Below are 12853 nucleotides of genomic sequence, written 5' to 3'. Positions count from 1 at the left end.
CCGGGGGTCGTCCCCCGGTGTCGTCCCGGGTGAGCATAGCCCGGAGCGCGGGCCACGACCCCGCCGCCCGCCCCGCCGCCCCTCCGGCGATACGGCAGCCGGCGCCGCCACGGCGGTGCGTGGAATCGCCTCGAATTCGGATCGAAATTCAGATCGAATTCGAGGCGGATTCGGAGCGAATGGCAGATGACCGGATAGCGCGCCGACGGCCTCCGGGGGCTGCCCCGGCAGGGATTACCTTCTAGGTCGCGTCGCGACACTCCCTAGCATTTCCCCGCAACTCGCGTGCACTTGGGACAGCATTTGAACTTACGGTGGTTTGTGCATCGATAAGTGCACTTAGGCGGCTTCGGCTTCGCGTACGAATCACCGGGAGCCGCCTGCGCGATGGTCGCGCCACCCGTGCCCGCCGACGCCGGAGACGCCGCGGCCGGCCAGAGCGCGATCGTGCCGAGCAGCGCCGAGCCGACGATCATGCTGATTCGCCCACCTCGCATGGCCCTTCTCCCTCTCGATCAAGCCGCAACGCGGCGGATCGGGCTGTTTCCCCCTCATTGTCCGAATCGCCTCCGGGAGGCGTCCAGCCCAACGCCCGCCATCGCGCATGATCCAGGGAAAATCCGATGCGAATCCGGATACGGCGATTGACGGGGATCGATGAAAGACGGACCGGGGCCGGCCCCCGAATGGCCCGGCCCCGGCTTTCCGCCGACGCGGGATCTACGTCCCCCCGATGCGCCGGACCGGGCAAGGCCCGATTCTCCCGGCGAATTGGCCCGCTTCTCCCGCTTTCGCCATGCCAACCGTGCGGCTGCCCCAAAATGTCCGTCCCGCCGCGGCATGGAAAGCGCCCCGACCCGGCAAAAGCCCGCATACTCGCCGCCTGGGCGGCAACCGTCGTCCAGAACGCCCTCGCGTTGGAGGCCGGCATGGCCCCGCGACATCCGCGGCTCGGTGAGCGCCGCGGCGAAGGGCGCCGATCACACACACGCGACGGCCCGGATTCGGGACGCCATACGGTGCGCGGGCCCGGGGTGATCAAGGGCGGTGCGCCGCGGAACCGCAGGGTCCACAGGCACGGGGTCCACAGGCACGGGGTCCACAGGCACGGGTCGACAGGCACGGGGTCACAGGATCCGGGGGTCACAGGATCCGGGGCACAGGGGGAAAACGATGGCTGCACGAACTGTTCGGTCCCTTACCGCGCTCGCGGCGGCGGCCGTGCTGATGACGGCACTGCTCGTCGGCTGCGGCGGCGGCACGACCACCGCCGTCCCGGTGTCCGGGGGCGCCGCCGCGGCCGGCCCGGCGGCGCTCGCGACGCCGACCGCGGCCGAGACCGAGTACAACTCGCCGTGCCCGACCGGCGGCAACGCCAGGAAGTTCGCCAAGACCCGGTTCGCGCTGCACGCGGGTCTCGCGCTCGGCGCCTTCCACCGCTACATCTACAAACCGCTGCGCAGCGGCGGCTTCAGGGCCGGAGCGGACAAGCGCAAGCGCACGATCGCGAAGGCCGCGATCGCCGGCGCCTTCGCCCTGCACCAGCTGAAGGTCGCCAGGGGCTTCGCCGCGGCCAATCCGACGTTGTGCAGGGCCGTGCAGGGCGTGAGCAACCAGTTCTCCGCGCTGACCGGAAAGCTGCAGAACGGCACCGCCACGCCGGCCGACATCGCCGCGGGCAACAGCTCGATGGCGGGCCTGCAGCGCGACGCCTCGAAGACCGGCTACGGGTTCAAGGAGCAGAACGTCACCATTCCCGGCACGAGCTGACCTGGTGGTGACGACGCCGCCGGTCCGCGCTGGTCAGCCCACCTTGGCGAAGAACGCGCGGATGTCGGCGGCGAGGTGATCCGGCTGGTCCATGGCGATGAAGTGGTGGCCGCCCGGGTTGTCCTCCGGCCAGTGGAGGATGGTGTTGTGCCGCTCCGCGAGCCGGCGGATGCCGGGCGGTCCGCTGTACACGCCGGTCGGCGCGACCGTCTGGCCCTCGGGCCAGCCGAAGCCGGTGCTCTCGTAGTACGGCCAGGCCGACGTCCCGAACGTCCCGGTGAACCAGTACAGACTCACGTTGGTCAGGAACAGATCCCGGTCGATCACCTCATCGAGAGGCCTGCCGGAGGCGTTGAACTCGTGGAACTTCTGGATCATCCAGGCCAGCGCCGCGACCGGTGAGTCGTGCCAGCCGTACGTGAACGTCTGCGGCGCCGCCCGCAGCAGCCCGTGGTGGTCGACGCCGTTCATCCAGTCCTGTTCCATCAGCCGGGCGTAGGCCGCCCGCTCGTCCTCGGTCATCTCCGGAAGGTCCTTCTCCGAGGGGAAGCCGAGACCGCTGATGACGTAAACGCCGACGACGTCGTCCGGCGCCGCCTTGGCCACCTCCGGGGCGACGTAGGCCCCGAAGTCCCCGCCCTGCGCGCCGTACCGCTCGTAGCCGAGACGACGCATCAGCTCGACCCAGATCCGCGCCACGCGCGCCGCGGTCCAGCCGGTGCCGCGCGGCGGCGCGGAGAATCCGAAGCCCGGCAGGGAGGGCACCACGACGTGGAACGCCCGGGCGGGGTCGCCGCCGTACGCACCGGGGTCGGTGAGCCGGTCGACGAGCTCGGTGAACTCCAGGAACGAGTTCGGCCAGCCGTGCGTGAGGACGAGCGGCAGGGCGCCGGGCTCGGCCGACCGCACGTGCAGGAAGTGGATGTCCTGACCGTCGATCTCGGTCATGAACTGCGGAAACTCGTTCAGCCGCGCCTCGTGCCCGCGCCAGTCGTACTCCTGGCGCCAGTAGCGGGCGAGCTCCCGGAGGAAGGCGCCGGGGACGCCGCGGCTCCATCCCTCGCCGGGCAGCTCACGGGGCCACCGGGCGCGGTCCAGCCGGTCGTTCAGGTCGTCCAGGTCGGCGGTAGCGATCTCAATGCGGAATGGGCGGATCTCGGTGCTCATGTCTCTCCCCCGGCGGTCGCGCTGACGAAATCGACGCTAGAGGCCATGTAGGTCATGACCTGACCTAGATGACCGGGCATGCTTGGCGCCATGGGTGACATGTCCGCACGGTTGCTCGCTCTGCTGTCGCTGCTGCAGACGCCCCGCGAGTGGCCGGGAAGCGAGCTGGCCGAGCGTCTGGAGGTCAGCCCCCGGACCATCCGCCGCGACGTCGACCGCCTGCGCGAGCTGGGATATCCGGTCCAGGCCACGATGGGCGCGGTGGGCGGTTACCGGCTCGCCGCGGGCGCGGCCATGCCGCCCCTGCTGCTGGACGACGAGGAGGCGGTGGCCATCGCCGTCGGCCTGCGCACGGCCGCCGCGCATCCGGTGGAGGGCATCGACGAGGCGTCCGTGCGCGCCCTGGCCAAGCTGGAGCAGGTGCTGCCGTCCCGGCTGCGGCACCGGGTGGGCGCGCTCGCCGCCGCCACGGTGCCTATGCTCGCCGGAGCCGAGGCGCCCGTCGACCCGCGGACCCTGGTGGTGCTCGCCGGGGCCGCCGCCAACCGCGAGCGGCTGCGCTTCGCCTACCGGTCGGGCGACGGCGCCGAGACCAGGCGCCTGACCGAGCCCTACCGCCTGGTCGCGGCCGGACGCCGGTGGTACCTGCTGGCATACGACAACGATCGAGACGACTGGCGGATCTTCCGTGCCGACCGGATCGGCGACCCTCACGCGACAGGCGTACGGTTCCCGGCCCGGGTGCCGCCGGACCAGGACCCGGCCGAGTTCGTCGCGGCCAAGCTGTACTCGTCCGCACCGGTCTACGAGGTGGTGGCGACCCTGCGCCTGCCGGCGGGACAGGCGGCACAGCGGCTCGGCGCCGCCGCGGGGAGCGTCGAACCGATCGACGACCACAGCTGCCGCCTGCGCGGACGGGCCGACACCCTGGAGTGGCTCGCGTCGCGTCTGCTCATGCTCGGCTGCGAGTTCGAGGTGCACGAGCCGCCGGAACTGCGGGCGTATCTGCGTGCGCTGATCGCCCGCGCCGCTCGCGCCTCGGCGTCCTGAGGCATAATCCTATTGACTTGGTAGGAAATGTGGGCAACCCTGGTGGCGAATCCTCCGTCGTCAACAGCGAGGTGTGTCCATGTCCGTCGTCGAACTCCAGGGCGAGTTACGGAGCGCGGTCCGGGCGGATCCCCGGCCGCGTCCCCGCTCCGCCTCGGCCCGCGGCCCGTGGAGGGGGTGGCACAGATGGGTCAGCCCCCTCGTCGTCGTGCTGCTGTGGCAACTCGCCAGCGTGCTCGGGCTGCTGCCCGCCCGATTGCTCGCCGCCCCGTCGCAGATCGCCGTGACCGCGCTCGACCTGGTGGGCTCGGGGACGCTGCCCACGGCGATCGCGGTGTCCCTCGAACGGGTGCTCCTCGGCTTCGCCGCCGGAGCGGTCGCGGGCGTCGGCCTCGCGCTGGTCGCCGGGCTGAGCCGGACCGGCGAGAACGCCGTTGACCCGATCATGCAGATGCTCCGGGCGCTGCCGTTCTTCGGCCTGATCCCGCTGTTCATCCTCTGGTTCGGAATCGGGGAGACGCCCAAGGTGCTGCTGGTGGCGCTCGCCGTCTCCTTCCCGCTCTACCTCAACACGTTCGCGGGCATCCGGGGCGTGGACGGCAAGCTCGCCGAGGTCGCCCGGACGCTGCGGCTCGGCCGGACCGCGCTTGTACGGCACATCGTGCTGCCCGGCGCGCTCCCCCAGACGCTCGTCGGGCTGCGGCAGAGCCTCGGGGTGGCCTGGCTGGCGCTGATCGTGGCCGAGCAGGTGAACGCCGACGCCGGCCTCGGCTACATGATCAACGACGCGCGGGAGTTCCTGCGCACCGACGTGATCGTGGTCGGCCTGCTCGTCTACAGCGCGCTCGGCCTGCTCACCGACGCCCTGGTCCGGCTCCTGGAGAGGAGGGCGCTGGTATGGCGACGCGAGTTCCTGTCCCGGTGAATGAAACCGTGCACGCCCCGGTGAACGACACGGTGTACGACACGGTGACCGCCCCGGTGGTGGCCACCGTGCGCGGGCTCACCCGGCGCTTCGGCGACCGCACCGTGCTCGACGGCCTCGACCTGACGATCCGGCGCGGCGAGTTCGTCGCGCTCCTCGGCCGCAGCGGCTCGGGCAAGTCCACGCTGCTGCGCGCGCTCGCCGGCCTGGACGAGGAGGTCGAGGGCGGCCTGAAGGTGGACGGCTCGGTGGCCGTGGCCTTCCAGGAGCCGCGGCTGGTGCCGTGGAAGCGGGTGCGCGACAACCTCACGCTCGGCCTGAACGGGCCCGACCCGGCCGGCCGGGCGGAGGCGGCGCTGGCCGAGGTGGGCCTGACCGACCGCGCGCGGGCATGGCCGCTGACGTTGTCCGGCGGCGAGGCGCAGCGGGCGAGCCTGGCCCGCGCGCTCGTCCGCGAGCCGGGGCTGCTGCTGCTCGACGAGCCGTTCAGCGCGCTCGACGCGCTGACCCGCATCACCGTGCACCGCCTTGTGCTCGACCTGTGGGCGGCGCACGGCCCGGCCGTGCTGCTGGTGACCCATGACGTGGACGAGGCGCTGCTGCTGGCCGACCGGGTTCTGGTGCTCGACGGCGGGCGCCTCGCGCACGAGTGGACCGTCGCCGCGCCGCGCCCCCGGCACCGCGACCACCCCGACCTGCTCACCCTGCGCGCCGCCCTGCTGTCCGCGCTGGGCGTCACCCCGGAAGGACCCGCATGACCAGGAGACCGCTCGCCGCGCTGCTGATCGTCCTGGCGGCCGCCACGGCCTGCGCCTCGACGGGACAGGGCACGTCCGGGGGGAAGGACGGTCAGGCCGCGGGCCGCGTCACCCTCCGGGTCGGCGACCAGAAGGCCGGGTCGCAGGCCCTTCTCAAGGCCGCGGGGCTGCTCGACGGCACCTCCTACGCGATCACGTGGTCGCAGTTCACCTCCGGACCCCCCCTGCTGGAGGCGGTCAACGCGGGCGCGGTCGACATCGGCGGCGTGGGCAACACCCCGCCCGTCTTCGCCGCCGCCTCCGGCTCGAAGATCAAGATCGTGGCGGCGTACCGGCAGAGCGCCAAGGGATCGGCGATCGTCGTCCCCGACGGGTCCGCGATCACCTCGCCCGCGCAGCTCAAGGGCAGGAAGATCGCGGTGGCGAAGGGCAGCTCGGCCCATTACCACCTGCTGGCGGTCCTGAAGAAGGAGGGGCTGTCGTTCAAGGACATCCAGCCGCAGTATCTCCAGCCCGCCGACGCCCTGGCGGCGTTCTCGTCCGGCACCGTCGACGCCTGGGCCATCTGGGATCCTTTCACCTCACAGGCCGAGATCCAGCACAAGGCCCGGCTCCTGGTCGACGGCGCGGGCATCGTCAACGGCCTGGGCTTCCAGGTCGCCGCTCCCGCCGCGCTCGACGACGCGGGCAGGCGGGCCGCGATCGGCGACTTCCTCACCCGGCTCGCCAAGGCGCGGAACTGGGCCGCCACCCACCTGGACGAGTGGGCGAAAGTGTGGGCGCAGGAGACGGGCCTGCCGGTCGAGGTGGCGGACGCGGCCGTCGCCAACGCCGTCGCCAGCCCCGTCGTGATCGACGACTCGGTCGTCTCCTCCGAACAGGAGATCGCCGACGCGTTCACCGCCGAGGGCCTCGTGCCGGGCACCATCACCTTCTCCCAGTTCGTCGACGACCGCTTCAACGACGTCGTCAGAAAGGCACAGCGATGAGATTCCACTGGTTCCTGCCCACCTCGGGCGACGGCAGAGCGATCACCGGCGGCGGGCACGGCCTGCGCCGCGTGCACGGGCAGTCCCCGGCCGCCGCCTTCCGGCCGCCCACGATCGACTACCTCGCCCAGGTGGCCCGCGCGGCCGAACAGGCCGGGTTCGAGGCCGTGCTCACCCCCACGGGCACCTACTGCGAGGACGCCTGGCTGGTCACCGCCGCGCTGACCCAGGTGACGACCCGGCTGAAGTTCCTGGTCGCGTTCCGGCCGGGGGCGCTGTCCCCGACGCTCGCGGCGCAGATGGCCGCCACCTACCAGCGGCTCTCCGGCGGCCGGCTGCTGCTGAACGTGGTGACCGGCGGTGAGACGGCCGAGCAGCGGCGGTTCGGCGACCACCTGGGCAAGGACGAGCGCTACGCGCGGACCGCGGAGTTCCTGTCGATCGTGCGCGGCGCGTGGGACGGCCCGTTCGACTTCCGAGGCGACTACTACGACGTCGAAGGGGCGACGGTCGCCGAGCGGCCCGACCCCGTGCCCGAGCTGTACTTCGGCGGTTCCTCGGCCGCCGCGGGCCCGGTCGCGGCCCGGCACGTGGACGTCTACCTCACCTGGGGCGAGCCGCCGTCCCAGGTCGCGGCCAAGCTCGACTGGATGCGCGAACTTGCCGCGGCAGAGGGCCGCACCCTGCGCTTCGGCATCCGGCTGCACGTGATCACGAGAGACACCTCCAAGGAGGCGTGGGCGGAGGCCGGGCGGCTGCTCGACCAGATCTCCCCCGAGGACATCGCGTCGGCGCGGACCGTCCTGTCCCGCAGCGAGTCGGTCGGGCAGCAGCGGATGCTCGCGCTCCACGAGGGCTTCCGCGGCGGCACCGGCGGCGGCTCGCGCGGCGGTGGGGTCAGGGACCTGGAGATCCACCCGGGGCTGTGGGCGGGGGTCGGCCTGGTGCGAGGCGGCGCGGGCACCGCGCTCGTCGGCAGCCACGCGGAGGTCGCCGACCTCGTGGAGGAGTACGCCTCACTCGGCGTGGAGGAGTTCGTCCTGTCGGGCTACCCGCACCTGGAGGAGGCCTTCTGGTTCGGCGAGGGCGTGCTGCCCGAACTGCGCCGGCGGGGCCTGCTCGGCGCCGGCGAGCCCGTACGGCTGAGCGCCTGACGACCCGCCGGGGCCCCGGCCGCCGTCACAGGCGGTCGAGGGCCTCGCCGTCGTCCCTTGCGGTCGCCGTCACAGGCGGTCGGGGGCCTCGCCGCGCTCGCGGATGAGGGCGGTGAGCTGGGCCACCGCCCGCCGCGACCGTTCCCGCTCGGTGCTCTGGATGCCCATGGCGCCCAGGCTGATCCCGTTGGCGAGGTCCAGCTTGGGCCAGGGGTCGCCCTCCACCATCGTGACGTCCAGCACCTCGGCCCACTCGAAGCGGTGGACCCGCAGCGGGTTCACCACCGTGATCCCCTTCTCGTCCGCCCGCACCCGCAGGCGGCCGAGCAGGTGCAGCACGCACGCCACCGCCACGCCGAAGGCGACCATCCCCAGCCGGTCGGCGAGCCCGAACTGCTCCGGCAGCACGACGGCCATCAGGATCGAGCCGATCACCATCACCGCCGCCATGCCGTACGCGATGATCGTCGTGGCGCGGGGACGCCAGGTGACGGGCAGCGGAGGCGTGCTCTCAGGCATGACGACCCCCGCGAGCCGGCACGGCGAAGCGGCGTACGGCGTCCCCGGCCTCCGGGGCGGCGTGCGGATACTGCGTGATCACCAGTCAAGTCTTCCCGGCTCGGCGCTGCGGATGCGAGGACTGCGACTTCCAGGATTGCGGCTTCGCGGGCTGCGGCTTCGAAGACCGGGCGAGGTCAGCCGGTGAGGCCGCGAAGGAAGAGGGCGGTCTCCAGGGCGGCGATCGTCGCCTCGTACCCCTTGTCCTCCTTGCTGCCCGGCACGCCGGACCGCTCAACCGCTTGATCAAGGGTGTCACAGGTGAGCACCCCGTTGCCCACCGGGGTCGACTCGTCGAGCGAGACCCTGGTCAGGCCCGTGGTCACCGAGTCGCAGACGTAGTCGAAGTGGGCCGTCTCCCCTCGGACCACCACGCCGAGCGCGACGACGGCGTCGCAGCGCCGCGCCAGGGCCTGCGCGACCACCGGGATCTCCAGCGACCCGGCCACGCGGGCCGCGACCACGGCCGCCCCGCTGTCCCGCGCCGCCTGCTCCGCCCGCGCGAGCAACTGGTCGGTGATCTTCTCGTGCCACCGGGCGGCGACGATGCCGACGGTCAGCCCGCCCGCGTCCACCGCCGCCGCCTCCGGCCGTCCCTCGCCGCTCATGATGCCTCCTCGCCTGAGGGCTCGGATCCGCATGAGCGGACCGCGCCGTGTTCACCGATTCGCTCGCTTCGCGCGCTCACGAAGCCTCCTTGCCGAAGTGTTCGCCGTGGATGTCGCGGGGGACGCCGCCCGAGATCTCGTGACCGAGCCGGTCGCGCTTTGCGGTCAGATACCGCTCGTTGTAGGGGTTCATCGCCACCGGCATCGGCTCGCGGCCCAGGACCTTGATGCCGTACCCGTCCATGCCCCGCACCTTGGCCGGGTTGTTGGTCAGCAGCCGCACCGACTTCACGCCGAGGTCGGCGAGCATCTGCCCGGCGTTGGAGAACTCCCTGGCGTCCACCGGCAGCCCCAGCTCCAGGTTGGCGTCGACGGTGTCGCTGCCGTTGTCCTGCAGGCTGTAGGCGCGCAGCTTGGCCAGCAGGCCGATGCCCCGCCCCTCGTGGCCGCGCAGGTACACGATCACGCCGCGCCCGTTCTCGGCGATCATGCGCATGGCGGTGTCGAGCTGCACGCCGCAGTCGCAGCGCAGCGAGCCGAGCACGTCGCCGGTGAGGCATTCCGAGTGCGCCCGGACGAGCACGTTCTCGCCGTCCTCGATGTCGCCGTACACCAGCGCGATGTGCTCGCCGCCGTCGACGGCGCTGGCGTAGCCGTACGCCCGCCAGACGCCGTACCGGTTGGGAATGCGCGTCTCGGCGACCCTGGTGACCATCCGCTCGGACCTGCGGCGGTGCTCGATGAGCTGCTCGATCGACACCAGCGCGAGGTCGTGCTCGTCGGCGAACTCGCGCAGGCGGGGCAGGCGCGCCATCGTGCCGTCGTCGTTGACGATCTCGGCGAGCGCGCCGGCCGGGGTCAGCCCGGCGAGCCTGGCGAGGTCCACCGACGCCTCGGTGTGCCCGGGCCGCACCAGCACGCCGCCCTCCCGGTAACGCAGCGGGAAGATGTGCCCCGGCCGGACCAGCTCGTACGGCTCGGTGGCCGAGTCGCACAGGGTCCTGATCGTCTTGGCCCGGTCGGCGGCGGAGATGCCCGTCGTCACCCCGTCCCTGGCGTCCACGCTGATCGTGTACGCGGTGCGCAGGCGCTCGCGGTTGTCCTGCACCATCAGCGGCAGGCCGAGCCGGTCGAGCGTGGCGCCCTCCATGCCGACGCAGATGACGCCGCTCGTGTAGCGGATCATGAAGGCGACCAGCTCGGGCGTGGCCTTCGACGCCGCGAAGATGAGGTCGCCCTCGTTCTCGCGGTTCTCGTTGTCCACCACCACGACGGGCCTGCCGTCCCTGATGTCGTTGACGGCCCGCTCGATCGGATCCAGCCTGATCCCGCCCATGTGGCGCTTTCCCTCACTCATGCGGTCACCGCCCGCAACTCGCGCGACTGGCGCAGCCAGTCCCGGAACCCGATCATCACCATCACGAAGAACAATCCGTACACGAGGCCGGAGACCACCAGCCCGGAGCTGAACGCCAGCGGCACCCCCACGAGGTCCACGGCCACCCAGATGATCCAGAAGTCGACCAGCGCCTTGCCCTGCGCCCAGGTCGCCACCGCGCTGCCGACGAAGATGTAGGCGTCCGGCCACGGCGCCCAGGAGATGTTCCAGCCGCGGGAGTTGAGCAGGGTGAACAGCAGCGCGACCGCGACCGTCCCGGCGATCATGACGATCACCAGCGTGACGCGCTCCCGGACGCGCGCCGAGCGGATCGGCAGCTCCGCGCCGCCGCGCGTGCCGCGCGACCACTTCACCCAGCCGTAGACCGCCAGGATGCCGAACAGCGCCTGCTTGAGCGCGTTGCCGGTGATGTGCGCGCTGAACGACGCCACGAACAGCAGCGCCGACCCGAGCAGCTGCACCGGCCAGGTCCAGATCGTCTTCTTGATCGCGAGCCACACCGTGCCCAGCGCGCACACGTTGCCCACCAGGTCGGTCCAGAGGACATGCTGCCCGAAGACGTCGAACCCGGCCTCCGTCCAGCTCATGCCGAGACTCCCTTGGCGGTCGCCGCGGTGAGCTTCTCGACGTACTTGGCGATCACGTCGACCTCGAGGTTGACCGGCTCGCCCGGCTGCTTGCGGCCGAGCGTGGTGAGTTCGAGGGTGGTGGGGATCAGGCTGACGGAGAAGGTGTCCTCCGTCACGGCGGTCACGGTGAGGCTGACGCCGTCCACCGCGATCGAGCCCTTCTCCACGACATATCGGGCGAGGTTCGCGGGCAGCGAGAGCCGCACGATCTCCCAGTGCTCCCCGGGCTCGCGCGACAGCACCTCCCCGGTCCCGTCGACGTGGCCCTGCATGATATGCCCGCCGAGCCGCTGGTCGGCCCGTACGGCGCGCTCCAGGTTGACCCGTGAACCGGGGCGCAGGGCCCCGAGCGACGACCGGTCGAGGGTCTCCTTCATCACGTCGGCGGTGAAGGAGTCCCCCTCGGCGCCGGCCACGGTGAGGCAGACGCCGTTGACGGCGATGGAGTCGCCGTGCCCGGCGTCCGAGGTGACGACCGCGCCGCGCACGGTGAGACGCGCGGAGTCGCCCCGCGCCTCGAGTGCCACGACCTCGCCGAGCTCCTCGACGATTCCGGTGAACATTCAGCTCTCCTTAGGGGACTGCAGGCTGGAGGACTCGGGGCCGGAGGACGCGATGCCGGAGGACGCGATGCCGGAGGACTTGGGACGCAGGACCAGCCTGAGGTCCGGTCCGACGGGGGTGACTTCGGCGAACTCCAGCCGGTGGATCTCGGTGATCGTCGAGGCGCCCGCAGGGCCGAGCGCGGCCGCTCCCGCCCCCAGCAGCGCCGGGGCGAGGTAGCCGACGACCCGGTCGACCAGGCCCTCGCGGAGGAAGGCGCCGGCGAGGGTGGGCCCGCCTTCGATCAGCACGCTCACGACCTGCCTGCCGTGCAGCTCGGCCAGGAGGGCGTGCAGGTCGATCCCGCCGGGGACGCGCGGGAGCCGTACGGCGTGAGGGGACAGATGGGCGGGGACGGCCGCGTCCTCTGCGACGCCCACCAGCGTCGGGGCCTCGCCGTCAAGGACACGGGCGGCGGCCGGGGTGCGGGCGTCGGAATCCACGACCACGCGCAGCACGGGCGCCGCGCGTGCGGGGACGGGGACGCCCGCGGCGGGCCTGGCGGTCAGCCGGGGGTCGTCGGCGAGCACGGTGCCGATGCCGGCGACGACGGCGTCGCTGCCTGCCCGCAGGCGGTGCACGTCCGCCCTGGCCTCGGGCGAGGTGATCCACTGGCTGGTGCCGTCCTCGGCCGCGGAGCGGCCGTCCACGGTGGCGGCGAACTTCCAGGTCACATGCGGCCTGCCGGCCCGCACGTAGGTCAGCCAGGCGGCGTTGACCTCCTCGGCCTCGGCGGTCAGCACGCCCTCGTCCACCACCACGCCGTGCCGCCGCAGCACGGCGGCGCCGCCCGCGGCCTTCGGGTTGGGGTCGGAGACGGCGACGACGACCCGGGCCACGCCCGCCTCCAGGAGGGCGGCGGAGCAGGGGCCGGTCCTGCCGGTGTGGTTGCAGGGCTCCAGCGTCACGTAGGCCGTGCCGCCCCTGGCCCGTTCGCCGGCCTCGCGCAGCGCCACGACCTCGGCGTGCGGCCCTCCGGCGTAGGCGTGGAAGCCCTCTCCCGCGACCTCGCCCGACGGATCGAGGATCACACAGCCGACGACTGGATTGGGGCTGGTACCGCCCAGGCCCCGGGCGGCGAGCGCGATCGCGCGCCGCATGTGAAGGATGTCCGCTGAGGTCACCCCGGTCTTCCTCTCGCCGTTGTCTACGGCGGGCCCCGGGGATCGTTCGGGATGCGGCCTCGCATCACCTGCACGGAAGGCACCACCGCCGGCGCGGCCACACGGCCGCCCGGCGGCAC

13 protein-coding genes are annotated in these 12853 nt (G+C 72.3%); 6 read left to right on the top strand and 7 right to left on the bottom strand.

The features are described from left to right. The first annotated feature begins 1173 nt into the window (after positions 1–1173). The gene (locus tag BXA11_RS01670; RefSeq protein WP_204053483.1) at positions 1174–1770 is read left to right on the top strand and encodes a hypothetical protein; all 597 of its coding nucleotides are present in this window, start codon (positions 1174–1176) and stop codon (positions 1768–1770) included. A 33-nt stretch (positions 1771–1803) separates the two neighbouring features. Here the strand turns inward: BXA11_RS01670 and BXA11_RS01665 are convergent, their stop codons facing one another. Next, complete coding sequence (locus BXA11_RS01665; protein WP_076432118.1) at positions 1804–2937, bottom strand: epoxide hydrolase family protein; 1134 nt, start codon at positions 2935–2937, stop codon at positions 1804–1806. 90 nt (positions 2938–3027) lie between these two features. Here BXA11_RS01665 and BXA11_RS01660 point away from each other — a divergent pair, with 90 nt between their 5' ends. The 5 genes from BXA11_RS01660 to BXA11_RS01640 all read left to right on the top strand — a co-directional run bounded on the left by BXA11_RS01660 (position 3028) and on the right by BXA11_RS01640 (position 7813). Next, positions 3028–3987, top strand: coding sequence for a helix-turn-helix transcriptional regulator (locus BXA11_RS01660; protein ID WP_076432116.1), 960 nt, complete (start codon positions 3028–3030; stop codon positions 3985–3987). Positions 3988–4066: 79 nt separating this feature from the next. Continuing rightward, on the top strand, positions 4067–4912 hold the full coding sequence (locus BXA11_RS01655) for an ABC transporter permease (RefSeq protein WP_076432114.1): 846 nt from the start codon (positions 4067–4069) through the stop codon (positions 4910–4912). Next, the gene (locus BXA11_RS01650; RefSeq protein ID WP_373320534.1) at positions 4909–5670 is read left to right on the top strand and encodes an ABC transporter ATP-binding protein; all 762 of its coding nucleotides are present in this window, start codon (positions 4909–4911) and stop codon (positions 5668–5670) included. Before BXA11_RS01655 ends, BXA11_RS01650 begins: the two co-directional genes overlap by 4 nt. After that, positions 5667–6659, top strand: a complete 993-nt coding sequence (locus BXA11_RS01645) for an ABC transporter substrate-binding protein (protein WP_076432112.1) — start codon at positions 5667–5669, stop codon at positions 6657–6659. The genes BXA11_RS01650 and BXA11_RS01645 overlap by 4 nt, the downstream gene beginning before the upstream one ends. Next, positions 6656–7813 (top strand): LLM class flavin-dependent oxidoreductase, encoded by a 1158-nt coding sequence (locus tag BXA11_RS01640; RefSeq protein WP_076432110.1) that lies wholly within the window; start codon positions 6656–6658, stop codon positions 7811–7813. The genes BXA11_RS01645 and BXA11_RS01640 overlap by 4 nt, the downstream gene beginning before the upstream one ends. A 69-nt stretch (positions 7814–7882) precedes the next feature. Here BXA11_RS01640 and BXA11_RS01635 read toward each other — a convergent pair whose 3' ends face one another. The 6 genes from BXA11_RS01635 to ribD form a co-directional block, all read right to left on the bottom strand. Next, complete coding sequence (locus BXA11_RS01635; protein ID WP_076432108.1) at positions 7883–8332, bottom strand: PH domain-containing protein; 450 nt, start codon at positions 8330–8332, stop codon at positions 7883–7885. Between the two features lie 176 nt (positions 8333–8508). Next, on the bottom strand, positions 8509–8979 hold the full coding sequence (gene ribH / locus BXA11_RS01630; protein WP_076432106.1) for a 6,7-dimethyl-8-ribityllumazine synthase: 471 nt from the start codon (positions 8977–8979) through the stop codon (positions 8509–8511). Between the two features lie 76 nt (positions 8980–9055). Then, positions 9056–10336, bottom strand: coding sequence for a bifunctional 3,4-dihydroxy-2-butanone-4-phosphate synthase/GTP cyclohydrolase II (locus BXA11_RS01625; RefSeq protein ID WP_083743872.1), 1281 nt, complete (start codon positions 10334–10336; stop codon positions 9056–9058). Further along, positions 10333–10965 carry a nicotinamide mononucleotide transporter family protein gene (locus BXA11_RS01620; protein ID WP_076432102.1) on the bottom strand — a complete coding sequence of 211 codons (633 nt, stop codon included), beginning with the start codon at positions 10963–10965 and terminating at the stop codon, positions 10333–10335. The genes BXA11_RS01625 and BXA11_RS01620 overlap by 4 nt, the downstream gene beginning before the upstream one ends. Further along, the gene (locus tag BXA11_RS01615; RefSeq protein WP_076432100.1) at positions 10962–11570 is read right to left on the bottom strand and encodes a riboflavin synthase; all 609 of its coding nucleotides are present in this window, start codon (positions 11568–11570) and stop codon (positions 10962–10964) included. Before BXA11_RS01615 ends, BXA11_RS01620 begins: the two co-directional genes overlap by 4 nt. Then, positions 11571–12734 carry a bifunctional diaminohydroxyphosphoribosylaminopyrimidine deaminase/5-amino-6-(5-phosphoribosylamino)uracil reductase RibD gene (gene ribD, locus BXA11_RS01610; protein ID WP_239104821.1) on the bottom strand — a complete coding sequence of 388 codons (1164 nt, stop codon included), beginning with the start codon at positions 12732–12734 and terminating at the stop codon, positions 11571–11573. Positions 12735–12853 lie beyond the last annotated feature (119 nt).

It is taken from the genome of Microbispora rosea, assembly GCF_900156315.1.
GTDB lineage: Bacteria > Actinomycetota > Actinomycetes > Streptosporangiales > Streptosporangiaceae > Microbispora > Microbispora rosea.
The sequence above is the reverse complement of the archived record's forward strand: the minus strand, read 5'-3'. Positions and strand labels throughout refer to the sequence as shown.

Excerpts from the sequence above, each read along its gene's own strand:
- BXA11_RS01670 (WP_204053483.1), top strand. The coding sequence starts at position 1,174 with ATGGCTGCACGAACTGTTCGGTCCCTTACCGCGCTCGCGGCGGCGGCC.
- BXA11_RS01665 (WP_076432118.1), bottom strand. The coding sequence starts at position 2,937 with ATGAGCACCGAGATCCGCCCATTCCGCATTGAGATCGCTACCGCCGAC.
- BXA11_RS01660 (WP_076432116.1), top strand. The coding sequence starts at position 3,028 with ATGGGTGACATGTCCGCACGGTTGCTCGCTCTGCTGTCGCTGCTGCAG.
- BXA11_RS01655 (WP_076432114.1), top strand. The coding sequence starts at position 4,067 with ATGTCCGTCGTCGAACTCCAGGGCGAGTTACGGAGCGCGGTCCGGGCG.
- BXA11_RS01645 (WP_076432112.1), top strand. The coding sequence starts at position 5,667 with ATGACCAGGAGACCGCTCGCCGCGCTGCTGATCGTCCTGGCGGCCGCC.
- BXA11_RS01640 (WP_076432110.1), top strand. The coding sequence starts at position 6,656 with ATGAGATTCCACTGGTTCCTGCCCACCTCGGGCGACGGCAGAGCGATC.
- BXA11_RS01635 (WP_076432108.1), bottom strand. The coding sequence starts at position 8,332 with ATGCCTGAGAGCACGCCTCCGCTGCCCGTCACCTGGCGTCCCCGCGCC.
- ribH (WP_076432106.1), bottom strand. The coding sequence starts at position 8,979 with ATGAGCGGCGAGGGACGGCCGGAGGCGGCGGCGGTGGACGCGGGCGGG.
- BXA11_RS01625 (WP_083743872.1), bottom strand. The coding sequence starts at position 10,336 with ATGAGTGAGGGAAAGCGCCACATGGGCGGGATCAGGCTGGATCCGATC.
- BXA11_RS01620 (WP_076432102.1), bottom strand. The coding sequence starts at position 10,965 with ATGAGCTGGACGGAGGCCGGGTTCGACGTCTTCGGGCAGCATGTCCTC.
- BXA11_RS01615 (WP_076432100.1), bottom strand. The coding sequence starts at position 11,570 with ATGTTCACCGGAATCGTCGAGGAGCTCGGCGAGGTCGTGGCACTCGAG.